The sequence below is a fragment of the Streptomyces sp. TRM64462 genome (assembly GCF_013362995.1).
Taxonomy (GTDB): Bacteria; Actinomycetota; Actinomycetes; order Streptomycetales; family Streptomycetaceae; genus Streptomyces.
Genome location: NZ_JABWDV010000403.1, coordinates 1 through 26,193 on the forward strand (window position 1 = coordinate 1; position 26,193 = coordinate 26,193).

Annotated in this window: 15 protein-coding genes and 1 pseudogene; 4 read left to right on the top strand and 12 right to left on the bottom strand. The window is 72.1% G+C overall.

Annotated features, from left to right (window positions below; genetic code table 11):
* A partial coding sequence (locus HTZ82_RS24080) for a glycogen debranching N-terminal domain-containing protein (RefSeq protein ID WP_302852268.1) occupies positions 1–921 on the bottom strand: 921 nt, incomplete at its 3' end.
* A gap of 115 nt (positions 922–1,036) precedes the next feature.
* Positions 1,037–2,548 carry a DUF4192 domain-containing protein gene (locus HTZ82_RS24085; RefSeq protein ID WP_175411549.1) on the bottom strand — a complete coding sequence of 504 codons (1,512 nt, stop codon included), beginning with the start codon at positions 2,546–2,548 and terminating at the stop codon, positions 1,037–1,039.
* 491 nt (positions 2,549–3,039) lie between these two features.
* Here HTZ82_RS24085 and HTZ82_RS24090 point away from each other — a divergent pair, with 491 nt between their 5' ends.
* Positions 3,040–5,211: a RecQ family ATP-dependent DNA helicase gene (locus HTZ82_RS24090; RefSeq protein WP_175411513.1), complete on the top strand. Its 2,172-nt coding sequence runs from the start codon at positions 3,040–3,042 to the stop codon at positions 5,209–5,211.
* Between the two features lie 248 nt (positions 5,212–5,459).
* Positions 5,460–6,086 (top strand): hypothetical protein, encoded by a 627-nt coding sequence (locus HTZ82_RS24095; RefSeq protein WP_175411514.1) that lies wholly within the window; start codon positions 5,460–5,462, stop codon positions 6,084–6,086.
* A 67-nt stretch (positions 6,087–6,153) separates the two neighbouring features.
* Here the strand turns inward: HTZ82_RS24095 and HTZ82_RS24100 are convergent, their stop codons facing one another.
* The 4 genes from HTZ82_RS24100 to HTZ82_RS24115 all read right to left on the bottom strand — a co-directional run bounded on the left by HTZ82_RS24100 (position 6,154) and on the right by HTZ82_RS24115 (position 9,617).
* Positions 6,154–6,819, bottom strand: coding sequence for a hypothetical protein (locus tag HTZ82_RS24100; RefSeq protein WP_175411515.1), 666 nt, complete (start codon positions 6,817–6,819; stop codon positions 6,154–6,156).
* A 97-nt stretch (positions 6,820–6,916) separates the two neighbouring features.
* The gene (locus HTZ82_RS24105; protein WP_175411516.1) at positions 6,917–7,627 is read right to left on the bottom strand and encodes a ribonuclease HII; all 711 of its coding nucleotides are present in this window, start codon (positions 7,625–7,627) and stop codon (positions 6,917–6,919) included.
* A gap of 281 nt (positions 7,628–7,908) precedes the next feature.
* Positions 7,909–8,820 carry an ADP-ribosylglycohydrolase family protein gene (locus HTZ82_RS24110; protein WP_175411517.1) on the bottom strand — a complete coding sequence of 304 codons (912 nt, stop codon included), beginning with the start codon at positions 8,818–8,820 and terminating at the stop codon, positions 7,909–7,911.
* Between the two features lie 191 nt (positions 8,821–9,011).
* The gene (locus HTZ82_RS24115; RefSeq protein WP_175411518.1) at positions 9,012–9,617 is read right to left on the bottom strand and encodes a YdbC family protein; all 606 of its coding nucleotides are present in this window, start codon (positions 9,615–9,617) and stop codon (positions 9,012–9,014) included.
* A gap of 248 nt (positions 9,618–9,865) precedes the next feature.
* Between HTZ82_RS24115 and HTZ82_RS24120 the strand changes: the two genes are divergently transcribed.
* Complete coding sequence (locus HTZ82_RS24120; RefSeq protein ID WP_175411519.1) at positions 9,866–10,396, top strand: TerD family protein; 531 nt, start codon at positions 9,866–9,868, stop codon at positions 10,394–10,396.
* Between the two features lie 72 nt (positions 10,397–10,468).
* Here the strand turns inward: HTZ82_RS24120 and HTZ82_RS24125 are convergent, their stop codons facing one another.
* From HTZ82_RS24125 to nrdR, 4 genes and pseudogenes are all read right to left on the bottom strand, one after another.
* The gene (locus tag HTZ82_RS24125) at positions 10,469–11,077 is read right to left on the bottom strand and encodes a hypothetical protein (protein WP_175411520.1); all 609 of its coding nucleotides are present in this window, start codon (positions 11,075–11,077) and stop codon (positions 10,469–10,471) included.
* A gap of 728 nt (positions 11,078–11,805) precedes the next feature.
* A pseudogene (locus HTZ82_RS24130) lies at positions 11,806–17,679 on the bottom strand (RHS repeat-associated core domain-containing protein); the annotation flags it as partial.
* Between the two features lie 208 nt (positions 17,680–17,887).
* Positions 17,888–20,764 carry a vitamin B12-dependent ribonucleotide reductase gene (locus tag HTZ82_RS24135; protein WP_175411521.1) on the bottom strand — a complete coding sequence of 959 codons (2,877 nt, stop codon included), beginning with the start codon at positions 20,762–20,764 and terminating at the stop codon, positions 17,888–17,890.
* A gap of 174 nt (positions 20,765–20,938) precedes the next feature.
* Positions 20,939–21,451 (bottom strand): transcriptional regulator NrdR, encoded by a 513-nt coding sequence (gene nrdR, locus HTZ82_RS24140; protein WP_175411550.1) that lies wholly within the window; start codon positions 21,449–21,451, stop codon positions 20,939–20,941.
* A gap of 511 nt (positions 21,452–21,962) precedes the next feature.
* Between nrdR and lexA the strand changes: the two genes are divergently transcribed.
* Positions 21,963–22,763 carry a transcriptional repressor LexA gene (lexA, locus tag HTZ82_RS24145; RefSeq protein WP_175411522.1) on the top strand — a complete coding sequence of 267 codons (801 nt, stop codon included), beginning with the start codon at positions 21,963–21,965 and terminating at the stop codon, positions 22,761–22,763.
* Between the two features lie 102 nt (positions 22,764–22,865).
* On the opposite strand, the gene HTZ82_RS24150 is transcribed toward lexA, so the two are convergent.
* Positions 22,866–24,836 carry an ATP-dependent DNA helicase gene (locus HTZ82_RS24150; protein WP_175411523.1) on the bottom strand — a complete coding sequence of 657 codons (1,971 nt, stop codon included), beginning with the start codon at positions 24,834–24,836 and terminating at the stop codon, positions 22,866–22,868.
* A complete protein-coding gene (locus tag HTZ82_RS24155; RefSeq protein WP_175411524.1) occupies positions 24,833–26,185 on the bottom strand; it encodes a diaminobutyrate--2-oxoglutarate transaminase family protein in 1,353 nt (450 codons plus the stop codon). The genes HTZ82_RS24150 and HTZ82_RS24155 overlap by 4 nt, the downstream gene beginning before the upstream one ends.
* Positions 26,186–26,193 lie beyond the last annotated feature (8 nt).

The following is a 26,193-nucleotide window of genomic DNA, read 5'->3' on the forward strand; positions in this document are numbered from 1 at the left end:
CGGGTCGCGGACGAGCAGCCCCCGCAGGTCGTCGAGGCCCGTGGCCAGCAGCCGCACGACGCGCGAGTCGTCGCCCTCGGCCCGCGCCTCCAGCAGGCTCTGGCCGCTGCTGCGGGCGGCCGGGCGTACCGCACGCCCCGTGTGGACGCGCAGTTCGACAGTGCGGGCCGCCCCGGCGTCGAGGGCCATCTCCCAGCGCAACAGGCCGGCCGAGGCGAGGGCGTCCTTGGGGGCGGGGTCGGCGGTGACGACGGTCTCGGCTCCGTCCGGTGCCGACCAGCGCAGTCCGGAGCCGTGGACGGTGGCCCGCAGTTCCGGTCCGGGCCGGCCGGCGGCGACGGCGCCCAGTGCGGCGAGGTCGGTGCCGAGGGCGAGTTCGACGGGGAGGCGGAGCGGGCGGCCCGTCGCGTTGCGCAGGGTGATCCGTTCGGTGCCGTTCGCGTCCCGTGAGCGTTCCACGGTGACGCCGGGGTCCGGCCCGGGGTCGGCGGGGGTGCGGACGGCGGCGACGAACCGGGCGCGGTCGGCGGACAGCATCCGGCCCTGGAGGGTGATCGGCTCACGGTCGAACACGCGGAGTCGGCAGCGGGACAGGAGCCGTCGGCCCGACCGGTACACGCCTTCGAGTCCCTGGCCGGTGAGCTGGCCGTGCTCCGCCGAGATCGCCAGACAGGGGAGGGCGACACAGACCAGGGCGTCGTGCAGGGACGGCAGTTCACCGGTCCTGGCGGCCGACTGCGGCGGCGGGCCCTGACCGGCGGCTGACGACGGCCTGGCGCGGGCACCGACAGGCTGAGCCGGTGCGGTGCCCGCGGGGTGAGCGGGGGCGGTGCCCGCAGGATGTGCGGGTGCGATGCCTGCGGGGTGAGCGGGTGCGGTGCCCGCTGTGCGGTGTGTGAAAGGGGGGACGGTGAAGTCCATGGATCGTCTGCTGAGCCTTCTGTGCGCTCCGGACAGCCGCTGGAGGTACGGCGGCACGGGTCGGGCGACTCCGCCACAGACGTGAACGGCGGTACACGGGCCCGGGTCACGGGCCTCACCGTGTGCTCCCCGGACCGGTCTCCGCCGGCCCGCCACGCCGCACCGCGTCCGCGGCACCGCCCCGCCCCGGGACCTGCGGCCGGCGCGCGGTCCGGCCACGCGACCCGCCGAGACCGGCCCCGGTACCAGGCCTCGTACCCTGCGGGACCTTCGGCCCGGCACCGTCCGCGCCGGCACCGGACCCCGCTGAGGCCCCGTCGGCCGGCCGTACCCGGCGCAGCCGCAGGCGCCGCCGCGTACCGCGCGGACCGGCCCCCCGCGAGCCGGTCGCACGGGCTGCGACCGCGCGGGTGCCGGGCCGGGCCGCGGTGCCGGTCGCCTCCCGGGCGGCGGCCGTGCGCCGTTCCCGTTCGGCGCGCAGGCACTGGCGCAGGGACTCCGGGTCGAGCTGCTCGTTGCACGCCTGGTGGAGGAGGCGGGCGAACACGTACTCGGTGTCCGCTTCCAGCGCGAGGCCCAGCGCCACGCGGGCGCTGGGCTCGTCGCCCGTCGACCAGGCGACCCAGCCCGCGAGGGTCAGGGGTGCGGCGGCGTGCTCGCTGTAGGCTCCGACGCAGCGGCGGGCCAGGGCGCGCCAGAGCCGCAGCGCGCGCTCCGCCTCGGGGCCCTCCATCCATTCGGCGGCGCGGTCCCGCGTGAGCCGGTCCTGGAGGCCGACGATCAGTACGGCGGCCTCCTCGTGCGTGATGAGCGCGTCGTCGGCGGCGTCGGCTGCCACCGGATCCACGAGCGCGGGCAGCGCCCCGAGGCGGTCGATGACCGCGCCCGCCAGCCGGATCGTCTCGTCCCGCACCTGCTCGCAGCCCTGCGTGCCGATCATCCGGTGCACCAGTGCGGCACTCGCCGCGTCCAGGGCACGCGTCTGGTCGGCCGCCGTCGCGGTGCTCCAGGGCTTCAGGCGGGCCTCCATGTCCCGCAGGGAGCCGCGCACGTGGATGCCCGCGTAGGCGGCGGCCGCCGCCATCACCGACGTACCGGGCGGGGCGAGTTCGCTGCCCTCGGGCGGGCAGCAGTCGCTGTCGGGGCAGCAGTACGACCAGAACCTGCCCCCGGAGATGCACAGCGCCTCGTACACGGGGACATCGAGGGCGCCGCACGCGGTGCGCAGCTTCTGGGCGAGCGGCCGCAGCCGTTCCATCACCCGCCGGCCGTCCTCGCCGTCCGCCGGGTCCTGGCAGAGGAAGACGACGATCCCGTCCGGTCGCGCGCCGCGTCGTTCGCTCCCCTCCACCAGGCACTCGGCGAGCTGCTCGGCGACGGGGGCCCATTCGCGTGGCGAGTGGGGAATGCCCAGCCGCAGCCGGCCCCCGAAGCGGCCCCGCTCTCCGTGCAGGGCGAGGAGGACCACGCTGTCGCTCGGGTGGAACCCGAACATGTACGGGAGTGCGTCGGCCAGTTCCGCGGGGCAGCGCAGGGTGATCTGCGGCTCATCGGCGAACCCGGCGGACCGGTCGGGCAGACCGCCGCCCCTGGATCCCGAAGTACCGGCGGGGCCGGCGGGCGGCATCGCGGTGAGGCCGCGTTCGCCGTCGCGGTCACGCTCGCGGGCAGGGGGTTCGGTCGGACAGGTCGGGTGGCTCGGGTAGGTGGGGCAGGTCGGGGATGTCGCGGATGTCGGGTGGGTCATGCCGGACGCGCCCGTGCTGTCGTCCGCGTCCGTCCTCTCCTTGCGGGTGTCGGTGCTGTCGTCCGCGTCCGTCCTCTCCTTGCGGGTGTCGGTGCTGTCGTCCGTGTCGGTCGTCTCCGTGCGGGTCTGGGGCACGTGCGTGCGGGGGGACGTCGGCATGGCGTCGTCGGGACCGGTGATGTCGTCGCGCTCGTTCATGGCACGACCGTCCCGTGGACCCGGGCACCCCGTCGACCCCTGTGGAAAACGCTCGGGAGCCGGATCCTGCCCCGTCCACAGGGGTCGACAAAGGCGGTGCGGGGCCGCTACGTGCACGCCGCCTTCCGGCGGTCCGTTCGCCCGGTGTCAGTGCGGTGCTGTTCCATGTGGGCATGGAGCACACGAACCACGGAGACCTCCGGGCGTCCGCCGATGCCGTACTCGCCCGCCTCGTCGGTGACGCCACCAGCGCGGCCAGGCTGCGCGAGGATCAGTGGCGGGCGATCGAGGCGCTCGTCGCGCACGGCAGACGTGCCCTGGTCGTGCAGCGCACGGGCTGGGGCAAGTCGGCCGTGTATTTCGTGGCCACCTCACTGCTGCGGGCCCGGGGCGCCGGCCCCACGGTGATCGTCTCACCGCTCCTGGCACTGATGCGGAACCAGGTGGAGTCCGCCGCCCGAGCCGGCATCCACGCCCGGACCATCAACTCGTCCAACACGGAGGAGTGGGACGCCGTCCAGGAGGAGATCGCCGCAGGCACGGTCGACGTGCTGCTCGTGTCCCCGGAGCGGCTCAACAACCCCGACTTCCGCGATCAGGTGCTTCCCCGGCTGGCCGCGGCGACAGGACTCCTCGTGGTCGACGAGGCGCACTGCATCTCGGACTGGGGGCACGACTTCCGCCCCGACTATCGACGCCTGCGCACCATGCTGGCGGAGCTGCCGCCGGGCGTGCCTGTCCTGGCGACGACCGCCACGGCCAACGCGCGCGTGACGGCGGACGTCGCCGAGCAGCTCGGCACGGGGGCCGGCACGGACGCCCTGGTGCTGCGCGGGCCGCTGGACCGCGAGAGCCTCAGCCTCGGGGTGATCCGGCTCCCGGACGCGGCGCACCGCCTGGCCTGGCTGGCCGATCACCTGGAGGAGCTGCCGGGCTCCGGGATCGTCTACACGCTGACGGTCGCGGCGGCCGAGGAGGTCGCCGCGCATCTGCGCCAGTGCGGACACGCCGTCGCCTCGTACACGGGCCGCACGGAGAACGCGGACCGCCGGCAGGCCGAGGACGACCTGCTGGCCAACCGTGTCAAGGCGCTGGTCGCCACGTCCGCGCTGGGCATGGGCTTCGATAAGCCGGATCTGGGATTCGTGGTGCACCTCGGATCGCCCTCCTCCCCCATCGCGTACTACCAGCAGGTGGGGCGCGCGGGCCGCGGTGTGGAGCACGCCGAGGTGCTGCTCCTGCCGGGCCCCGAGGACGAGGCGATCTGGAAGTACTTCGCGTCCGTGGCCTTCCCGCCCGAGGAGCAGGTGCGGCGCACCCTGGACGTCCTGGCGCGCGCGGACGGGCCCCTGTCGCTGCCCGCCCTGGAGCCGCTGGTCGAGCTGCGGCGCACGCGCCTGGAGACCATGCTCAAGGTCCTCGACGTGGACGGTGCGGTACGCCGTGTGAAGGGCGGCTGGGTCAGCACGGGCCGCCCCTGGTCGTACGACACGGAGCGGTACGCGTGGGTGGAGCGGCAGCGCGCGGCCGAGCAGCAGGCGATGCGGGACTACGTGGCGGCCGGCGGCTGCCGCATGGAGTTCCTGCGGCGGCAGCTGGACGACGAGGAGGCGGCGCCGTGCGGCCGCTGCGACAACTGCGCCGGGCCGCGTTTCGACGCGAAGGTGTCGGCGTCCACGCTGGACACGGCCAGGGGTGAGCTGAACAGGCCGGGCGTGGAGGTGGAGCCGCGCCGGATGTGGCCGACGGGGCTCGCGGCCGTGGGCATCGACCTGAAGGGGCGTATCCCCGCCGGGGAGCAGGCGTTCCCGGGTCGTGCCCTGGGGCGGCTGTCCGACATCGGCTGGGGCAACAGGCTGCGGCCGATGCTGGCGGAACGGGCACCGGACGGGCAGGTTCCGGACGATGTGCTGGACGCGGTGGTGCGCGTCCTGGCCGACTGGGCCAGGGGGCCCGGCGGCTGGGCGTCCGGCGGTCCGGAGGCGCCGCCGCGCCCCGCGGGGGTCGTCACGCTGCCGTCGCGCGGCCGTCCGCAGCTGGTGGGTTCGCTGGGTGCCCGGATCGCCGAGGTGGGCCGGATGCCGCTGCTGGGCTCCCTCGCGTACGTACCGGAGGCCGAAGACATCCGGATCTCACGGACCAACAGCGCGCAGCGGCTGTCCGGGCTGCACCGGGCCCTGGAGGTGCCGCCGGACGTCGCCGGGCGGATGGCGTCGCTGGGCGGCCCCGTCCTGCTGGTCGACGACTACGCGGACAGCGGCTGGACGCTCGCGGTGGCGGCGCGGCTGCTGCGCCGGGCCGGAGCCGAGGGGGTGTTTCCGCTGGTCCTGGCCGTGGCGGGCTGAAGCGCGTCAAAGCGGGTTGAGGCCGGTTGAGGCGGCTGAAAAACGGAATTCGTGCGGCCGGGAATTGGGTGTCATACCGCCGCATTCCCGTCAGCGGCCCCAATTGCTCGTTGCCGCCCGCCCGCACCGCCCGCAAGAATTGGATTCCGCCCCCGCAGCACGGCCGTTCGCGGTCCTGAAGGGCTGTGTCGCGGTGCGCCCGCACCCGACCCTGCCCGCTCTGTGGGCGCGTATGCGAAGGGAGGACCGTGACCTTCGGATTCGCTCCGTCCGCAGCCACTTCGTTCACCGCACCAGCCGCTTCCGCCAGCCGTCTCGCCCGCGTTCTGGAGCCGGCCGAGTGGTCAGCGGCCGGAATTCCCTTGCTGCGCAATCCCCGTGACCTCGTGACAGGTCTGCACGCCCGCCACCGGCCGAGGCCCGCGACGGCGGTCGTCGCCGTACTCGACCACGAGGAACGGCTCGCCGCCAGCGCGTCGTTCACACCCCGGCCGGTCGCGGCGGACGGCTGGGAGTTCCGCAACGCGCTGCTGGCCCATCTGCGCCGCGTCGTTCCGCACGATCTGCGGCGCCGCACCCCGGTACGTACCGCTGTGCTGCTCTACTGCCGTGACGGCGACGAGCGCTGGACGGAGGAGGACGGGGCGTGGATGTGGGGGCTGCGGGACGCCTGCACCCTCCACGGCCTGCGCTGCGGTGCGTACATCACGCTGACGCGCGGGGGCTGGCAGGTGCTGGGTGAGGGCCGCGGCGGGCGGAGCCCCCACTCGGCCTCGCCCCCGGTCGACCTGGCGGACGCCGCGACGGAGGACCACCCGGCGCCCCGCAGGGCCAGCGGCGCCGCCGAGCCGCTGCGGCGCACGGCGGCACGCTGATCCGCTGCGGCGCACCGGCGGCACGCTGAGCCCGTACGTCAGACGGGCGTACGTCAGAGGCCGTACGTCAGACAGCCGTGCCGAGCACGGCGTTGATCCGCTGCGGGTCGCCGCAGACGATCAGCAGCGCACCGGCGCGGTTCATGGCTGCGGGCAGGGCACGGACGGCCGTGGCGTCGTCGCCGCCGTTGAGCGCGACCACCACCACGGGGCGCGTCGAGGCGCGCTCCACGGTGGCCGCGTCCGCGAAGAACACGTCGTCGCGGGCGTCGTGCTGCGCCCAGTAGGACGTTTCACCGAAGGACAGCTCGTGCGTCGCCCAAGGGTGCTGCTCGCCGGTGGTGAACACGAGGATGTCGCCGGGAGCGCGGCCGCTCTCCAGCAGGAGGTCGATCGCCTCCTCGGCGGCGTCGAGTGCACCCTTCGCCGGGGCGGGGATCAGCTGGATCTGCGGCTGGGCCCGCTCCGACGCGGAACGATTCTCCTGCCGTGGCGACTGCTGGGCCTGCGGCTGGGGCTGCGGCTTCGGCTGCTGCCCGGCCGCGGCCTGCGGGCGCGGCGCGGACGGCGTGGGCCTGGCGGGGCCGGGGCCGGGGCTGCCGGGACGGGGCGAGGCCGCGGAACGCGGGCCGGGTACGGGACGGGGGGTCGGCGCGGGACGGCCTGCGGCCGGCGTGGCGCGGGGACCCTGGGCACTCTCGTGAATCTGAGGCTCCTCGGGGATGAGAGGCATAAATGCATATGTATCAAACGCCGCTGCGCGAGGCATCGGCGGGTCGCTTGTGCGTGCGGTCCCAGCGGCTCGGCGGCCACCGCGACCTGGCGGAGGGTCAGAAGTCGAAGCCGAGCTGGCCCCCGCTTTCCAGTGCGTCGGCGTCCGGGGAGACCCGGACCTTCCTGAGGTGCCGCCACCGGGGCAGCGCGTCCATGTACGCCCAGGACACGCGGTGATACGGAGTGGGACCCCACTCCACGAGCGCCGCCTTGTGCACGGGCGACGGGTAGCCGGCGTTGTCGGCGAACGCGAAGGGCGCGCACACGTCGGAATGCGCCTCCAGTTCGGCCATCATCGCGTCCCGCCGCACCTTGGCGATCACGGAGGCGGCCGCCACCGCGACACACGACTGGTCACCCTTGATCACCGTACGGACCTGCCAGGGGTCCCCGAGGTAGTCGTGCTTGCCATCGAGGATCACCGCGTCCGGCCGCACCGGAAGGGCGTCCAGCGCCCGTACGGCGGCCAGCCGCAGCGCGGCGGTCATACCGAGCTGGTCGATCTCCTCCGCCGAGGCGTGCCCCAGCGCGTGGGCCGTGACCCACTTCTCGAGCTCCGCGGCCAGTTCACCGCGGCGCTTGGGAGTGAGGAGCTTGGAGTCGGTCAGTCCGGTCGGCGGCCGGCGCAGTCCTGTGACGGCGGCGCAGACCGTGACGGGACCTGCCCACGCCCCGCGTCCGACCTCGTCGACACCGGCGATGATCTTGGCGCCGGTTGTCGCTCGGATCGAGCGCTCGACGGTGTGGGTGGGTGGTTCGTACGGCATGGCGCCTGACAGGTTACGCGGCCGGTCCCCTCCCGCAACACCCGGATTGGCATTCTGTGCCGCGCCACACTCGGAGACGGCCCGCCCGACCGGGCATACGAGAAGTCGCGACGGCGGCGGGACAGTGCTCACCACCGCCGCACTGCTCCCATCCTATGTCCGCCCTAGGTCCGCTTCCGCACCCGCCGGACAGCCCGCCCGACAGCCTGCCAGACCAGCCTCCCAGGCCAGCCCGGTGCGTGAAGTGTCAAGCAACGCAACAGTCCTGGAAGGCGGACAGTTCAGCTGGACGGCCCGGACGGCAGCCACCCGGGCAGCTCCTCGGTCCGCGCCAGCCAGGCGGAAGGCGGCGCTCCGGCCGCCGTGGCCGCGACGACACCCCCGACGATGGCGCAGGTCGTGTCGACGTCACCGCCGGCCTGGGCGGTCACCCAGAAGGCCTGCTCGTAGTCGCCCAGCGACCGCGCTGCCGACCACAGAGCGAACGGCACCGTGTCATGGGCGCTCGTGCGCCTGCCGCAGCCGAGGACGGCGGCCACGGTCTGTGTGTCGCCGTAGTCGAGCATGTCGCGCGCCCGCCGCAGGCCGGCGCCGACGGCGCTGCGCGGCACGAGGGCGATCACTCCGTCCAGGAAGTCCGTGGCCTTCGGCGGACCCCCGGGGGCCGCCGCGAGCGCCGCCGCGGCGGCCACGGCCATGCAGCCGACCACCGCCTCACGGTGCTGGTGCGTGGTGTACGAGGAGATCTCGGCCTGATGCGTGGCCTGCTCCGGGTCGTCGGCGTACCAGGCGCCCAGCGGGGCGATCCGCATGGCGGCGCCGTTGCCCCAGGAGCCCTGGCCCTGGAAGAGTCCGGCGGCCAGCTCCCGCCAGTCGCCGCCTTCCCGGATCAGGCGCAGCATGCGGTTGACGGCCGGTCCGTAGCCGCGGTCGAAGTCGTGGTGCTCGGCGAAGGAGCGGGCGAGGGCGTCCTGGTCGACGCGGCCGTGCTCGGCGAGCACGGCCAGCACGGAGCAGGCCATCTCGGTGTCGTCGGTCCACTGCCAGAGGCCGGGCGGCAGCTCGCGCCGCTTCAGCAGGGGATAGTTGTCGGGTACGAAGAACTGGGAGCCCAGCGCGTCCCCCACGGCCAGCCCCCGCAGGCTGGCCAGGGCGCGTTCGAAGCGCCGGTCGGAAGAGAAGTCAGCGGTCATCGCCCTGCCACTCTATCCGGTGAGGCGGACACGGCCCCGGTTCAGTGAAGGGAAGGCGGCGGCACGCGCGCGTAGAGGTGGCACGCAGTGCCTGGCGCGCGGACGGGCGCGGACGGGCGCCACGCACGGGCGCGGACTGGCGCGCGGTTCCGGGCGCCTAGAGGGACAGGCACAGGCGCTTGAAACCGCCCTCACACCGTCCAGACCGCCTCAAGGTCCACGACGTCACCGGTCAGGGCCTCGACGTCCGCGGCGAGCTGGGCGCGGAGTGCGAGCCGTTCCACCCGCTCGGCCCGGTACTTGCCGTGCTCGGCGGCGGACTGCCACATGGAGAGCACGACGAACTCGTTCCCCGGCGCCTCCCCGAAGAGCCCCCGCACCATGCCGGGGGATCCGGCCATCGCCGGGTTCCAGACCTTCTCCTGCATGAGTGCGTAGTGGTCGACCCGGTCCTCGCGGATCCGGCTGTGCGCGACGCGCACGACGTCGGCGTCCGTGAAGCGCGGCTCGAACCCCGTCTTCACGTCGAAGCGGTGGTCGAACAGCTTGACCTGCGCGTCCTTGTACGTGCCGGACTGCGCGGCGGCGAGCCGGCCGTGCGACCTCGCCATGAACGAGTCGTAGAAGGGCCGGCTCTCCCAGAAGGAGAAGACATGGGCCACACCGGGGCGCAGCCGGCTCCACCCGCCGCCCTGCCCCCGGAAACCGGGCTCGCCCAGGAGCCCCGCCCATTTCCGCTGCCCCCGTTCGAACCCCCGGCGGTCCACGACGGTGCAGCGAATCCACTTGACCAGCACCGCGCCATCGTACGGCGCCGGGCCCCGAGCGGTCCTGGCTGCGGGAAACCGGTTCCGTACCGCCGGGTGTACGGGCCGGCGCCCGACGGCCCCGGAAGCGCCCGCGCAAGCCCCCGTAGGCACGCCTCGATTCCGCACAGCGGGCCTCGCGGCGCGTTCCTCACTGACGCTCCGTGACACCATGGACAAGGAGGCGGGTGCGAAGGGAAGTTGGCCCTCCGTACCAGTGGCGCAGAGAGGGGGATCCTTTGAGCACGCTCAACAAGGGAGTGGCCAAGGTCGAGGTCACACTCAAGTGGGACCCGAGCAGGGGAGACGGGCCGGCCCACGACCTCGACATCATCGCGGCGGTGTATCCCGAGTCGGACCCGTACGGCGACCCGGTCTACCTGGTGCACTTCGACAGCCGTTCGCCGGACGGCACGATCACGCTCAACCGGGACAGCCGTACGGGGCAGGGCTTCGGTGTCGACGAGTCCATGACGCTGGAGCTGAACCGCCTTTCCCCGGCCTACGCGCGCGTAGTGGTGGGCATCGCGATACAGCAGGGCGGCGGCCGCGTCACGTTCGGCGATGTCGCCGGCACCGGCGTGGCCGTCAAGGAGGGCTACCGGGAGCTGTTCGACGACGACTTCACCGCCGTACGGGACGCCACGGCGGCGACCCTCGTCGAGTTCACGCGTGAGGGTGCGAGCACCTGGACGTACCGGCGCGACGTCCGCGGCTTCGACGCCGACCCGGAGTCCTTCGCCCGTCTGATGGGCGCCTTGCAGCACTGACGTGTGCGTCTGAGACGCGTCGCCCCGCCGGAGGGATCCGGCGGGGCGACGCGCTGTTCCGGCACTGCCTGATCAGTAGTACTCGACCTTCGCGTCGGCCTTCACGGGATTGACCGTGTCGAAGACGATGCGGTTCGCCTTCTCGTCGACGTAGAAGGACCCGGAGTAGACCTCACGCGTCACGGTCTTCTCCAGTTCGGCGCTGGTCACCCAGGCGGACGTCGACGAGGACGTCACGCCGGCCGCCCGTACGACGGGCTCGGGCAGTTCGGGCAGCGGCACCTGCTTGAACGTCCAGTCGCTCCGGCCGAGGAGAGCCTTCATGTCCGCGGCCGTGGTGTCGAAGTAGCCGACCAGACGAATGTCGCTCGGCCCCGGGACGCGTCCGGAGTCCTGGGTGAGGTCGATCGCGCACCACTGTGTGCTCACCACTTCGCCCAGCATGGAGAACCGCGCGGTGATCTGCTCCGTCGATCCGCTCAGCTCGCACGTGCCCGCGGGCTTGCCGCTCGCGGCTCCGCCGGCCCGCGTGTCCGTCCCGGCACCGTCGGCGGCCTTGGTGTCGGCGCCGCAGGACGCGGTGAGCAGCACCGTGAGCGCGGCGAGCACGGCCGGGACGGCCGGCATGGTCCGTACGGCCGAGACGGTCCGTGCGGCCGGCATGGCCCGTGCGGCCGGCATGGTCGGCGCGCTCCCGGCCGCCCTGCTGTGTCGGCGGCTCATCATCGCCCTCCACCTCCGGACATGTTCGAGGACCCCAGGATGTCACCACGCGTCCAGGTGACCGTCCGCGTGACAGTACCCCGGGTGATGAAGGGCTTGGCCCAGCCCAGGGTCTCCCAACGGCCGTTCTCCGCGTCGTCGATGCCGGTCTTTACGTCGTTCATCCCCTTGTTGAAGTCGTAACGGTCCTTGGCGTGGACGGTGATCCTCATGGTGAAGGTGTCGCCGCTGGCCTCGACCGACGCACTGCCCCAGATCTTGTGCTCACCGATCGCCTTCTGCCAGTTCTCGGTCTCCGGGTAGTTGCCCTGTTCCTGGCCTCCGACGTTGACGGCCTGGCCGGTCATGTTGAACGACTTCTTGCCGTTGGCCTCCTGGATCATCTCGGCCCATCGCTGGGCCTCCTCGATCTCGGCGTTCACCGCTCCCCGGATCTGCCCGTCCTGCGCGTAGGCCTTCTCGTAGTCGAGCTCCATGTCGAGCCCGGTCCCACCGATGTAGTGGTGGTACAGCTCCTGGGCGTCACCCAGGTCCGCGTCGTGGTCGCCGGTCACGTCGCAGGAGTTGATCAGGCTGCACCAGAACGCGCCAGCCTTCTTGGCCTGCCACTTCATCCAGGACAGCCGGTCCTCCCACGTGGGCTCGGCGCCCGGGTCGTAGGGGAAGGAGCTGGTGTACGCGATGCGCGGCTCCTGCGGCGCCCCCTCCGTGTAGTGCCCGGAGACGGGGCTGCTCCCGGTCGGCTTGGTGGCCGACCCGGACGTGCCGGAGCCGCCACCGGAGCCCGAGCCGGAGCTGGAGCCGGAGCCCGAGGTCACCGGCTTCCCGCCGACGCACTTGATCTCGCCCGTCCAGCACTCCATGAGGATGCGGCCGGACGGGTCGCTGTACGTCGTGGGGTTGTTCCCGGCGTACGAGTACCCGTTCATCGTCTGCGGCCGGTCCGGATCCAGGACCGGGTCGACGCTGATGAACTGGCCGATGCCCGGATCGTACTCACGCGCACCGATGTGGGTGAGCCCGGTCGTCGCGTCGCCGGTCTTGCCGAGGAAGCCCTTGTCGGTGGGCCAGGCGCCGCCCGTGGGCGCACCGCGCTCGGCGCCGAACACCGTCAGCCGCCGCTTGACGAACGCGTGGGTGTCGGCGGCGATGGCGAGGGACTGCGAGCCGTGGTGGTCCGCCACCAGGTAGTGGAGCTTCTCGCTGCCGCTCCGGTTCGTCCGGACGGCGACGGTGACGTCGCCCGAGCCGTAGGTGCGCTGGGCCCACACGGTGCCGTCGGCCCTGAGGTGCACCTCCGTGGCCCCGGCGTAGAGGACGCGCTCGCCGCTCGCGGTGGCGCGGATGAGCAGGTTGCTGTCGGCGTCGTAGAGGTAGTCGGTCGCCGTCCCTTCCTCGGTGACCTTGGCGAGCTTGCCCTCCGGGGACCACTGGAGGTCCTGCTGTCCCCGGTCACCGGGGCGGCTGCGGGTGTTGCCCGACGCGTCGTACGCGTAGGTGCGGTTCGGCTGGTCGCAGGTCGAGGTGCTCGTGGCGGTCAGGACGTGCGGCTGGGCGCCGGTGTAGCAGTAGGCGGTCCGGACGTCGCCGGTGGCCGTGTGCCGTGTCTCGCTGGTGCGCTGGCCGCCGGAGTTGTACGTGTAGCCGGTCCAGTACGGGGCCGGGCCGGACAGCGCGGTCGCGCTGCGCGGATCGGCGCAGTTCTGCGACGACGGGGTCCACGCCTCGGTCAGGCGGCGCTGGCCGTCGTACGTGAAGCACTGGGTCTCGGCGCTGCTCGTTCCGCCCAGGGTGGTGGGGTCGGCGATCCGGGTGACGTTGCCGGCCTGGTCGAAGCCGTAGTTCACGTCCTGGAGCATGTAGCCGTGGCTCTGGGACGTGACATGGCTGCGGGTGAGCCGGCCGGTGCCCTCCTCGTAGGTCTGCGTGACGTAGATCTTCTTGTGCGCCTCGGTGTTCGCCGTTCCCAGGACGAGCTGCTGGGCCTGGCCGAGCGCGGAGTGGTCGGTCTCCAGGAGGTAGCCGGTGCTGCCGGTGATGGACGAGAGCTGGCCGGTGCCCTTGTAGCGGTACTGGACGATCTCGGCGCCCAGGCCGCCCAGCGCCGGCTCACTGGTGTTCTGGAGCGTTCCGTCGACGTTGTGGTAGCTGGAGAACTCGATCTCCGACGGCACGCCCGCGAGCACCAGCGGGTCGTCGGCCGGGAGGCCGAGCCGGGTGCCGGTGGCCCGGGACAGGCTGTCTTAGGCGGTCACCGTCCTGGTGTAGGCCTTGCCGGCCCTGCCTCCCACGTAGCGGGTGGAGCTGGTCGGCTTGCCCTTCAGGAGCGTGTCGTAGGTGTGCTCCGTGAGCTGGTCGGCGTCGGTCCGGGTGCCGGACCAGCTGCCGGTGACGCGCCCGAGCTCGTCGTACGCGGTCAGGATCCGTGCGCCTCGCGCGTCCTTGGCCTCGACGATCTGGTCGAGGTCGTTGTACACGGTCGTCGCGGCGCCCTTGTCCGGGTCGTCGACCCCGACGAGGCGGCCGAGCAGGTCGTACGTGTACGTCCACCTGGCGCCGTCGGGACCGGTGGTCGTCAGCGGCTTGCCGTCCGGGGTGTGGTCGTACTTCATGGAGGCGTACGGGTTCCCCAGGCCGCCGCCGTACTGGGCGTCGGCGGGCGTGGTCGACGCGTAGTCCCGCGTCTCGACGGTCCGGCCGCGCGCGTCGGTGATGGTCCGCCTGGCCGAACCGCCCTGTACGGCGGTGACGGCGGTGGAGTCGCCGGTGTACGTGGTGGTCGTCGTCCACTTCTTGACGCCGTACACCAGCAGCGTGCTGGAGACGGGGCGGCCGGCCCCGTCGAAGACGGTCTCGGTCTGGTTGGGTGCCTCGCCGTACTCGGCGCGCGTGTACGTGCCGTTGGGCGTGCTGGTGGTGTCGAAGATGTCGCGGAACGTCTCGTAGGCGTTGCCGCGTGAGTCGTAGCGCGTGTCGGTCAGCAGCCTGCCGCCCTGCGGGGTCGGGGACTGGGTCTGCAGCTCGCGCAGCAGCGCGTCGTAGATCGTGTAGGTGGTGTTGTAGGTGGTGCCGTCCGCCTTCAGGGTCGAGGCGGCGACGGCCGACGGCTGGGTGTTGCTGAGCTGGTACGAGAAGGTCCTGGACGCGGCCTGGCCGCCGCCCCGGCTCCGGTTGGGCAGCCACACGGCCGTCAGGCGCCCCAGGGCGTCGTACGCGAGCTCCGTCTTCTTCAGGTTGGGGTCGTAGGTGCGCAGCGGCTGGCCCCGGCGCGGGTCCAGGAAGGTGACGGTCCGGAAGCCCTTGGCGTCGGTGGCGATCGTCCTGGTGAGGGGTCCCGCGTCGGCCGGGGTGTAGGCCGTGGTGGAGACGTTCCCTCCGGCGTCGGTGATGGTGAGGGGCCGCCCCAGGGTGTCGTAGGTGGTGCTGATCGTGGTGATCCACCGGCTGGGGTGGCGCCGGCCGTCGGCGTCCGCGGTCGCGGGGTAGCCGGCGGCGCGGCCGGTCCAGGTGGCCTCGCCCTTGGTCGGTGTCTGCAGTGCGCTCCAGCCGGTCGCCGTCGGGGAGTCGTAGACGGTCGCCGTGTCGGAGAGCACGTCCCCGCGGGTCTTCGCGTCCGCGGGCAGGCTGAGCTCGGTGTCGGAGACGCCGCAGTTCTTCGCGACGACACGGGTCCGTGAGACCGGCGTGGTCAGCCCGATGGCGTCGTTGCGCGCGTACCAGGTGCGCGTGCAGGTCTCGTCCCCGGGCTTCGCCAGGTCGCCGTGGTCGGTCACGGAGGAGGCCATGCCGTAGGAGTCGAAGGAGCTGGAGGTGCCGGAGGCGCGCCAGGTGCCGGAGGCGGTCAGGTAGGTGTACGCGTCGCTCGCGGCCACGCGGACGAAGCGGGCCACGTGGTCGCCGGCGTCGGGTGCCGGTTGCCGGGCGGTCTCCTTGGACCAGGGGCTCGTTCACGGTCGCGTTGACCGCGGTGGTGCCGTTGTACGTGACCTGCTCGCGGAGTTGGCCCGAGTACTGGTCGCTGTCGGGTATCGCGGCGATGCCCAGCGCGGGGCTCGCCAGCGGCGTGACGGAGACGGAACGGGTCGTGCCGTCCTTCTTCCGGTCGCCGTCGAGGCCCTGCATGTAGAGGGACACCGTCTTGGAGCGGGTGCCTTCGTTGTGGCCGGTGTGGACGGTCACGGTCCGGTAGCCGCGCCAATCGGACCAGGTGCGCTCGTCCTTCGGTGTGAACGGGTTGTCGCTGTAGCGCCAGCCCGCGCCCGCGTACTCGTAGGCGTGCTCGACGGCGTCGTTCTGCCCCGCGGGGTCGGAGACGACCACGGCGAGCACACGGTACTTGTGGAACCAGTCGACGGACGCCTCGCTCGCTCCGTTGATGTTCCAGTACTGCGGGTAGCAGTTGCGCGTGTTGGTGTCCTCGGCGGCGCCGGTGACCTGTGTGCGCGTGCACTCCGGTGCGGACAGGGTGACCGTGGTGATGGCTCCGGTCTCCGAGGTGACGGTGGAGAGGCGGGGGCGCGTCAGCGGCAGGATGTCGTCGGTGCCGTCGACGCGGTTGGGGCGCATCTGGTAGGTGAAGGAGACGGGCTTCAGGGCGATGGCGGTGCCGGACTTGCCGGTATGGGTGATCGACGTGAGGGTGAGCACCTGGTCGCTGGAGTCGCCGATGTCACCGCCGTCCAGGTACTGCTGGCCGAAAGCCCAGGAGTCCACCGGTGTGTGGGATGCCGCCGCCGCGTCCCAGGAGAAGGTGCTGACGCCGGTCAGCCGCTTGCGGGTGAAGAAGGTCGGCGAGGTGGAGTGGCACTCGCTGGAGTCCTTGGCGCAGAGGGCGTCGAAGGGCACGTCGGGCCAGTTCTGCGCCGTCTCCTTGGTGAGGCTGGTGCAGTCGGCGGCCGTGCAGCGCTCCGCGTACGAGAAGGTGACCTTCGCGTCGGCGTCGTCGGTGAACAGCGCGCCCTTGCGGAGTCCGTACCTGATCTCCTTGAGGTACCCGCCACGGGTGTAGGCGGTGTCGGCCGTGGTGGCGCCGTTCTTCTTGTAGTGGTTCGTCTCCTTGGCGTACCAGTAGGTCGCGGCGTTGCCGTGCAGGTCCTCGACGTGGTCGAGGTTCCAGCGCCAGGCCTGGGTGAGGGAGCGGCCGGAGAAGGCGGTGCCGGCGGAGTATCCGGGCTCGCCGGAGTCGTCGCCGAAGACCGGCACCGTCCAGACGGAGTGGGTGCGCTGGTCGACGGCTCCCGGCAGCTTGTCCAGGCCGAAGACGTACTTCGTGCCGTCGCCGGTCACGACCGTCCAGTACTCACCGTTGTCGTCGCCGTTGACGGCTCCGGTGGAGCGGGTCACCCGGGAGGCGTCGTCCCCTTCCAGGTGCCAGCGGCCGGTGGAGCTGTTCTTGACGAGCCTGGAGGACTTGCCGTTGAGGAGCACCAGGGTGGCGTTGTCGTACTTCCAGCACTGGTCGTCGGAGTCGCTGTGTCCGTCGTCGCTGCAACTGCCGTAGGTGCGCTGGATGTAGGACTCGCTCAGCGTGAAGCCCTCGCCCACCGAGGTGGACTGGTTGTTGGTCGTGGCGGTCCGGCCGTCGACGCTGCCCGAGTCGTAGCCCAGGGACAGCACGGGCGTCGGGTCGGCGGCGGCCGGCGGCATCGGGAAGTCGTAGGACCAGGTGAACGATCCCGAACTGCCGCCCGCCTCCCAGGAGAAGGACTCGGAGAGCGGTGTGGCGGAGTAGTCACCGGCCCCGGAGGGGACTGCTGGCCGGCGCCCGACGCGGTCATCGCCAGGACCGTCGACCCGGCGGCCAGCTGGGCCGACATCCCGCTGTCCGCCTGGGGCAGGTCGCCCCTGGCGGAGACGGTGCGGCTCGCGAGGTCGTTCCGTGTCGCCACGGGCGTCTGACGGCGGCACTCCGCCTTCCGGGGCGTGGTCAGGGCGCAGGCGGGAAGCTGTACGAGCCGGAGGCGCTGGGCCCATCCGCCGCCGACGGCCGCGGCGACGGGGCCGTAGCCGACGCGCACCTCGGCCGCGCCCGGCTGTTCGGCGGCGACGGTCAGCAGCACGCCGGTGAGGCCGAGGCGTTCCGCGGCCTTCTGGTCGAGGACCGTCACCTCGGCCGAGCCACCCGCCGGGGAGGCCTGGCGGGTGGCCTGGGCGCCGGCGGTCGCGCGCTGTCGCCGGGTGTCCGGCGTGACGGTCACGGGAAGCCCGCTCACCGTGGCGGTACCCGCCTTGCCGGACGTCAGCGGCACGGTGCCCCGTCCTGCCCGCGGCCAGTCGGCGCGGCGCTCGGCGGTGGCCCGGACCGCCAGGGCCGCGTTGGCCGCGCTCTCCTTGGCGACGTGCGCCCGCGCCGCGGTCGCGCCGGGCCCGGACACCTCCTTGACCTTGCTCACCCGCTGGTCCGGTACGTCGGGCCGGCCCAGCCCGCGTCCCGCGGCGTCGGCGGTCGGCGCCAGCCCGACCGGAACCATCAGGGACAGCGCGAGCGCGGTCACCCAGGGCCGCCTTCTTCGCCGGACACCGCGACCCGGTCTCGCCTCGGTGGGTCTGCCACTTCTCATAGGTCACACCTCTGAGCCTCACGGGCGGCTTCGACCGCCACGTCATGATCAGGAAGGCATGACACAACATCACTTACATGACCACGTCAAGCAAGGTCCGCGACGCCCAAGGCCCAGGGACCCGGAAACGCCGGAGGAGGGGGTGCCGGCCGCCGGGGCCGGCACCCCCTCCCAGGGATCACGTCGTCAGATCGGCGTCAGATCGGCGTCAGCTGCAGCCGCTGGTGGAGCCGCAGCCCTCGCAGATGTAGCAGGAGCCGGCGCGCTGCATCTTCGTGCCGCAGGAGAAGCAGAGCGGGGCGTCCGCCTGGATGCCGAGCTGCATCTCGACCAGCTCCGCGGAGGTGTGGGCCTCCTTGGGAGCCGGGACCTCCGCCTTGGGGGCGGCGGGCTTGGGGGCCTCCTGCTGGCGCGGGGCCGACTGGGCGAGGCCCTCGACGTCGACCTCGTCGTCGGACGGCTCGTACGAACCGGTCTCCAGGTGGCGCTGGCGCTCCTCGGCCGAGTGGATGCCGAGCGCCGAGCGGGTCTCGAACGGCAGGAAGTCCAGCGCGAGGCGGCGGAAGATGTAGTCGACGATCGACTGCGCCATCCGCACGTCCGGGTCGTCCGTCATACCGGCCGGCTCGAAGCGCATGTTGGTGAACTTCGAGACGTACGTCTCCAGGGGCACGCCGTACTGGAGGCCGACGGAGACGGCGATGGAGAAGGCGTCCATCATGCCCGCGAGGGTCGAGCCCTGCTTGGACATCTTCAGGAAGACCTCGCCGAGACCGTCGTCCGGGTAGGAGTTGGCGGTCATGTAGCCCTCGGCGCCGCCGACGGTGAAGGAGGTGGTGATGCCGGGGCGGCCCTTCGGGAGGCGCTTGCGGACCGGGCGGTACTCGACGACCTTCTCGACCTTGGCGGGCGCGACGGCGGTCTCGGGCTCGGCCTTCTTCTCCTCCTCCTTCTTCTTGGCGGAGAGGGGCTGGCCGACCTTGCAGTTGTCGCGGTAGATGGCGAGCGCCTTGACGCCCATCTTCCAGGCCTCGAAGTAGACCTCTTCGACGTCCTCGACGGTGGCGGTCTCCGGGAGGTTGACCGTCTTGGAGAGGGCGCCGGAGATCCACGGCTGGATGGCGGCCATCATGCGGACGTGGCCCATCGCGGAGATGGAGCGCTCACCCATGGCGCAGTCGAAGACCTCGTAGTGCTCGTGCTTGAGGCCCGGGGCGTCGATCACATTGCCGTGCTCGGCGATGTGGGCGACGATCGCCTCGATCTGCTCCTCCTGGTAGCCCAGGCGGCGCAGAGCCTGCGGGACCGTGCCGTTGACGATCTGCATGGAGCCGCCGCCGACCAGCTTCTTGAACTTGACCAGCGCGAGGTCGGGCTCCAGGCCGGTGGTGTCGCAGGACATCGCGAGACCGATGGTGCCGGTCGGGGCGATGACGGACGCCTGGGAGTTGCGGAAGCCGTTCTTCTCGCCGAGGCGGACCACGTCCTGCCAGGCCTCCGTGGCGGCGGCCCAGATCGGGGTGTCCAGGTCGTCCATGCGGACGGCGGCGGTGTTGGCGTCGGCGTGCTGCTTCATGACGCGCTTGTGCGCCTCGGCGTTGCGCGCGAAGCCGTCGTACGGGCCGACGACGGCGGCCAGCTCGGCGGAGCGGCGGTACGAGGCGCCGGTCATCAGCGAGGTGATGGCGCCGGCCAGGGCGCGGCCGCCGTCGGAGTCGTACGCGTGGCCCGTGGCCATCAGGAGGGCGCCGAGGTTGGCGTAGCCGATGCCCAGCTGGCGGAAGGCGCGGGTGTTCTCGCCGATCTTCTGCGTCGGGAAGTCCGCGAAGCAGATCGAGATGTCCATCGCGGTGATGACCAGCTCGACGACCTTGGAGAAGCGCTCGACGTCGAAGGACTGGTTGCCCTTGCCGTCGTCCTTGAGGAACTTCATCAGGTTCAGCGAGGCCAGGTTGCACGAGGTGTTGTCCAGGTGCATGTACTCGCTGCACGGGTTCGAGCCGTTGATACGGCCGGACTCGGGGCAGGTGTGCCAGTGGTTGATGGTGTCGTCGTACTGGATGCCCGGGTCGGCGCAGGCCCAGGCGGCCTCGGCCATCTTGCGGAAGAGCGCCTTGGCGTCGACCTCCTCGATGACCTCACCGGTCATCCGGGCGCGCAGGCCGAACTTCCCGCCGGACTCCACGGCCTTCATGAACTCGTCGTTCACGCGGACGGAGTTGTTGGCGTTCTGGTACTGGACGGACGTGATGTCGTCGCCGCCCAGGTCCATGTCGAAGCCCGCGTCGCGGAGGGCGCGGATCTTCTCCTCCTCCTTGACCTTGGTCTCGATGAAGTCCTCGATGTCGGGGTGGTCGACGTCGAGGATGACCATCTTGGCGGCGCGGCGGGTGGCGCCACCGGACTTGATCGTTCCGGCGGAGGCGTCGGCGCCGCGCATGAAGGAGACCGGGCCGGAGGCGTTGCCGCCGGAGGAGAGCAGTTCCTTGGAGGAGCGGATACGGGAGAGGTTCAGGCCGGCGCCCGAGCCGCCCTTGAAGATCATGCCCTCTTCCTTGTACCAGTCGAGGATCGACTCCATGGAGTCGTCGACGGACAGGATGAAGCAGGCCGAGACCTGCTGGGGCTGCGGCGTGCCGACGTTGAACCACACCGGCGAGTTGAAGCTGAAGATCTGGTGCAGGAGGGCGTAGGCGAGCTCGTGCTCGAAGATCTCGGCGTCGGCGGGCGAGGCGAAGTAGTGGTGGTCCTCGCCGGCCTTCCGGTACGTCTTCACGATGCGGTCGATGAGCTGCTTCAGGCCCGTCTCGCGCTGCGGCGTGCCGACGGCACCCCGGAAGTACTTGCTGGTGACGATGTTGACCGCGTTCACCGACCAGAAGTCGGGGAACTCGACGCCACGCTGCTCGAAGTTGACCGAGCCGTCGCGCCAGTTGGTCATGACGACGTCACGGCGCTCCCAGACGACCTCGTCGTAGGGATGCACACCGGGAGTGGTGTGGATGCGCTCGATACGCAGGCCCTTGCTCGCCTTGGCTCCCTTGGCGCGGGACCCTCGTGCCGGGCCGCTCGTCGTCTCTGTCATGCCGCCTCCCATATACGGGCAAAAACACCCTGATGTGCCCAGATCTTCCCAAGGCACGGTCTCTGTCTGTTGTCATGGACGCCGCTAGCGGCACCCGGGACAAGTCGATGTGGCCGTCGCGACGGCCGGTCGCCGGACTGGCCGGTCAGCCCGGTCAGCCCGGTCGGCAGCCGGTCAGTCGGCGGCACCCGCGGGCACCGGGACCTCGGGGGTCGCACCGGTACCGCGCTCCTCCACGGGGGGCCGCCGCTCGCGCAGCTCCGCGATGGCGGCCTCGAAGTCCTCAAGCGTGTCGAACGCCCGGTACACGGACGCGAACCGCAGATACGCCACCAGGTCGAGTTCCTGGAGCGGGCCGAGTATGGCCAGGCCGACGTCGTGCGTGGTGAGCTCGGCGCTGCCGGTGGCCCGCACCGCCTCCTCGACCCGCTGGCCGAGCTGGGCGAGGGCGTCCTCGGTGACGGGCCGCCCCTGGCAGGCCTTGCGCACTCCGTTGATGACCTTGGTCCGGCTGAACGGCTCGGTCACGCCGCTCCGCTTCACGACCATGAGCGAGCAGGTCTCCACCGTGGTGAACCGGCGGGAGCAGTCGGGGCACTGGCGGCGGCGTCTGATGGACGTCCCGTCGTCGGTGGTGCGACTGTCGACGACGCGGCTGTCGGGGTGCCTGCAGAAGGGGCAGTGCATGGTTCCCATCCCTCCTTCACAGCACGACTGAACTGCCTCGACAGGCCCTTGAGCCCCTCGAAGCAGCCACAAGCATAGGCGATCGACGCACCCCCGGCAGACCGGGGGACCACAACTTGTGGGTGGCGGGACACATCGAACCACTACATGTGGGGTCCGGCCTGTCATTCGCCGCTACGGCGCGTGTCGCGGCTCTCCGGCCGCGAGAGGCCCCCGCGGGCGGCCATGAGCCTACGGCACGGCCCCGCTCCACGAATTCCGGGGCACCGGATGAAAGACTGCGTTTCGCGTCGGGGAAGCGCCGGCCCGGCCGACCCCGGCGGCGGGCGGCACGGCGGGGAACGTTACCGTCATGGCCCGAATCGCCACCGCGCCGAAAGGTCGCACATACACCTCGGCACACGCACACGTAAGCCAATTCTTGATTTTTCACTCGAACGTGTGTTTGGCGCAACCTTTCGAAAGCAACTACCGTTGTGCCAGCCAGGGAGACCATTCGAGAGGGGCCGACGTGACCACCACAGCAGACAGTGCCACCATCACCGCCCAGGACCGCTCCCAGGGCCGATTCGACCCGGTGCATGCCATGAACGTGAAGAACGTGAACGACGGGACCGCGACCCCGGAGCCCCCCAAGCCCACGCGCTCCCTGCCCGGGCGACCTCCCGGCATCCGGGCCGACAGCTCGGGCCTCACCGACCGGCAGCGGCGCGTCATCGAGGTGATCCGCGACTCCGTGCAGCGCCGGGGCTACCCACCGTCGATGCGCGAGATCGGCCAGGCCGTCGGGCTCTCCAGCACCTCATCCGTGGCGCATCAGCTGATGGCACTGGAGCGGAAGGGCTTCCTCCGCCGCGACCCGCACCGGCCGCGCGCGTACGAGGTGCGCGGGTCGGACCAGCCCAGCGCGCAGCCCACCGACACCTCCGGCAAGCCGGCCGCCTCCTATGTGCCCCTGGTCGGCCGGATCGCCGCCGGTGGGCCGATCCTGGCCGAGGAGTCCGTCGAGGACGTCTTCCCGCTCCCCCGCCAGCTGGTCGGTGACGGCGAACTCTTCGTGCTGAAGGTCGTCGGCGACTCGATGATCGAGGCCGCGATCTGCGACGGCGACTGGGTCACCGTGCGCCGTCAGCCGGTCGCGGAGAACGGCGACATCGTCGCCGCCATGCTGGACGGCGAGGCCACGGTCAAGCGCTTCAAGCGGGAGGACGGCCATGTGTGGCTGCTTCCGCACAATGCCGCCTATCAGCCGATCCCTGGCGACGAGGCAACGATCCTCGGCAAGGTTGTGGCGGTTCTGCGGCGGGTCTGACGCACCCGTCGGCTCCGACCGGCCCCGGGACCTCTGCGCCGGTCCCGGGGCTGCTGCCTGTGCGGCCCGAACCGGCGCCGCTCTCCAGGCGCCGCTACGGGGCTACGGCGCTTCGGCCTTCGCCGCCGCGTCGATCGCGGCCAGCGAGCGCCGGACCTGATTGCGGTCGGTGGTGTACCAGAAGTCCGGCAGGGACGTACGGAGAAAGCTCCCGTACCGGGCATTGGCGAGGCGCGGGTCCAGGACCGCCACCACGCCCCGGTCGCCCGTGGCGCGCACCAGGCGACCCGCGCCCTGGGCCATGAGCAGCGCGGCATGCGTGGCGGCGACGGCCATGAAGCCATTGCCACCGGCCTCCTCGACGGCCTTCTGCCGGGCGCTCATCAGCGGATCGTCCGGCCGCGGAAACGGGATGCGGTCCATGACGACGAGCTGACAGCTCGGCCCGGGCACATCGACGCCCTGCCACAGCGACAGCGTCCCGAACAGGCAGGTCTCCGGGTCCGCCGCGAACGTCTTGATCAGCTCTCCGAGTGTGTCCTCGCCCTGGAGCAGGATCGGCTGGCCGAGCCTGCCCCGCAGTTCCTCGGCCGCGGCCTGCGCGGCCCGCATCGACGAGAACAGGCCGAGCGTGCGGCCGCCGGCGGCCTGCACCAGCTCCGCGAGCTCGTCCATCATGTCGGCCCGCCCGGCCTCCCGGCCGGGGGTCGCCAGGTGCCGTGCGACGTACAGGATGCCCTGCTTGCGGTAGTCGAAGGGCGAGCCGACGTCGATGCCCTTCCAGACGGGCAGGTCCTCCCCCTCGACGCCTTCCGGGGCGAGGCCCAGCGAGGCGCCCACCCCGTTGAAGTCACCGCCCAGCTTGAGCGTCGCGGAGGCCAGGACCACCGAGCGGTCGGCGAACAGCTTCTCGCGCAGCAGTCCGGACACCGACATCGGCGCCACGCGCAGGGACGCTCCGAAGCGGTCGTGCCGTTCGTACCAGACCACGTCGTGCTCGGAGCCGGTCAGGATGCGCTCGGCGACCCCGTGGACGGTCTCGACGGCGGCGAGGGCCTGTTTGCGGACGGCGTCCTCGTCCTGGACGGACCGGTCGCGGGTCGAGCCGATGGCCGAGATCACCGTGCGCGCCGCGTCCCGCAGCGTCATCAGGGCGTACGACAGGTCCTCGGGGATCTCCTCCAGCCGGCCGGGCAGGGCCAGCTCCATGAGCCGCTCGAATCCCTCGGACGCGGTCTGGAGCTGGTCGGCGGCCTTCTCGTCGACGAGCTTGGCCGCGCGCCGCACGGCCCGGTTGACCTGCCCGGGGGTGAGCTCGCCGGTGGCGACGCCGGTCACGCGGGACACCAGTTCGTGCGCCTCGTCGACGATCAGCACCTCGTGCTGCGGCAGGACCGGGGCGCCTTCGATGGCGTCGATGGCGAGCAGCGCGTGGTTGGTGACGACGACGTCGGCGAGCTTGGCGCGCTCGCGGGCGGCCTCGGCGAAGCACTCGGCGCCGTACGCGCACTTGGTGGCGCCGAGGCACTCGCGGGAGGTGACGGAGACCTGTGACCAGGCGCGGTCGGAGACGCCCGGCGTCATGTCGTCGCGGTCGCCGGTCTCCGTCTCGTCGGCCCAGTCGCGCAGCCGCAGCAGGTCCTTGCCGAGCTTGCTGGTGGGGGCGGCGGCCTCGAAGGGGTCGAAGAGGCCGTCCTCCTCTTCCTGCGGGACGCCTTCGTGCAGCCGGTGCAGGCACAGGTAGTTGGAGCGGCCCTTGAGCATCGCGAACTCGGGGCGGCGGCGCAGCAGCGGGTGCAGGGCCTCCACCGTGCGGGGCAGGTCGCGCTCGACGAGCTGCCGCTGGAGGGCGAGCGTGGCCGTCGCGATGACGACCCGGTCTCCGTGGGCCAGGGCGGGGACCAGGTAGCCGAGGGACTTGCCCGTGCCGGTGCCGGCCTGGACGAGCAGATGGGAACCGTCGTCGATGACCTGGCCCACGGCCTCGGCCATGGCGACCTGGCCTGGCCGTTCCACACCGCCGACGGCGGCGACGGCGGCGTGGAGGAGCTCGGGGAGGGATGGCTTCGTCATAGCCCGTCCACCCTACGGGGCGGCACTGACAATCGGATCACGCGCGCGGTGCGCTCGGCGGCGGACAGGGCGTCCGCGAAGCGGTCCAGTACGGCGGTGGCCTGCTCGTCGGTGAGGGTGAGCGGGGGCAGCAGCCGTACGACGGCGGAGTGGCGGCCGCCGACGTCCACGATGAGCCCGCGGTTCAGGCACTCCCGCTGGACGGCGGCCGCGAGGACCGGATCGGGTGCGGCATCGGCGGCCGGGTCGACGAGTTCGACGCCGGTCATCAGGCCGCGGCCGCGTACGTCGCCCACGCAGGGGTGGTCGGCGGCCAGCTGCCGGAGCCGGGCGAGCATACGGGCGCCGAGCCTGGCGGCGTGCTCGGCGAGCCGGTTCTCGCGTACGTACGCGAGGGTGGCCGCGCCGGCGGCCATGGCGAGCTGGTTGCCGCGCGGCGGTCCGGTGTGGTCGGCCGGTTGCCGGCAGTCGAGTTCCGGCCGGTAGACGATCACGGCGAGGGGCAGGGAGCCGCCGATGGCCTTGGACATGACCATCACGTCGGGGACCACACCGCTGTGCTCCACGGCCCAGAACGTCCCGGTGCGGCCGACGCCGGTACGGATCTCGTCGGCGATCAGGGGGATGGAGCGGGCCTCGGTGAGCGCGCGCATCCGTCGCAGCCAGCCGTCGGGGGCGGGGAGCACCCCGCCGTCGCACTGGACCGGTTCGACGAGCATCCCGGCGGGCGCGGGGACGCCGCTCTTGGGGTCGTCCAGCAGGTTCTCGGTCCAGCGGGCGGCCAGTTCGGCGCCGCGTTCGCCGCCGGTGCCGAACGGGCAGCGGTAGTCCTGCGGGTAGGGCAGCCGGGTGGCCGGGGTGCCGGCGCCGCTCGTGGCCGGGGCGTGTTCGGCGCCCGTGAAGGCGAGCAGGCCGTCGCGTCCGGTCGCCGCGCGGACGAGGGCCAGGGCGGCTTCGACGGCGTCCGTGCCGGCCGGGCCGCAGAACTGGATGCGGGCGTCGCGGGCGAGCGGCGCCGGCAGGGTCGCGAACAGTTCCGTCGTGAACGCGTCCTTGACCGGCGACGCGAGGTCCGGGGCGTGCAGCGGCGCCTCGGAGTCGATGACCCGTTTGATCGCCTCCAGCACCACGGGGTGGTTGTGGCCGAGGGCTAGCGCGCCGGCTCCGGAGAGGCAGTCCAGGTAGCGCCGGCCGTCCGCGCCCTCGATGGTCAGCCCCCGGGCCCGTACGGGGACGATGGGCAGCGAGCGGGCGTAGGTGCGGGCGGCCGGTTCGCGCAGCGACTGGCGGCGCAGGATCCCCTCGTGCCCGGCGGGCGGTGCCGCCGGCGCTGGTTCGGTCGCGGCCACGGCTTCGG

Coding starts and splice junctions, on each gene's coding strand:
- HTZ82_RS24085 (WP_175411549.1), bottom strand. CDS start 2,548: ATGCCGCCCGCCGGCCCCGCCGGTACTTCGGGATCCAGGGGCGGCGGT.
- HTZ82_RS24090 (WP_175411513.1), top strand. CDS start 3,040: ATGGAGCACACGAACCACGGAGACCTCCGGGCGTCCGCCGATGCCGTA.
- HTZ82_RS24100 (WP_175411515.1), bottom strand. CDS start 6,819: ATGCCTCTCATCCCCGAGGAGCCTCAGATTCACGAGAGTGCCCAGGGT.
- HTZ82_RS24105 (WP_175411516.1), bottom strand. CDS start 7,627: ATGCCGTACGAACCACCCACCCACACCGTCGAGCGCTCGATCCGAGCG.
- HTZ82_RS24110 (WP_175411517.1), bottom strand. CDS start 8,820: ATGACCGCTGACTTCTCTTCCGACCGGCGCTTCGAACGCGCCCTGGCC.
- HTZ82_RS24125 (WP_175411520.1), bottom strand. CDS start 11,077: ATGCCGGCCGCACGGGCCATGCCGGCCGCACGGACCGTCTCGGCCGTA.
- HTZ82_RS24135 (WP_175411521.1), bottom strand. CDS start 20,764: ATGACAGAGACGACGAGCGGCCCGGCACGAGGGTCCCGCGCCAAGGGA.
- nrdR (WP_175411550.1), bottom strand. CDS start 21,451: ATGCACTGCCCCTTCTGCAGGCACCCCGACAGCCGCGTCGTCGACAGT.
- HTZ82_RS24150 (WP_175411523.1), bottom strand. CDS start 24,836: ATGACGAAGCCATCCCTCCCCGAGCTCCTCCACGCCGCCGTCGCCGCC.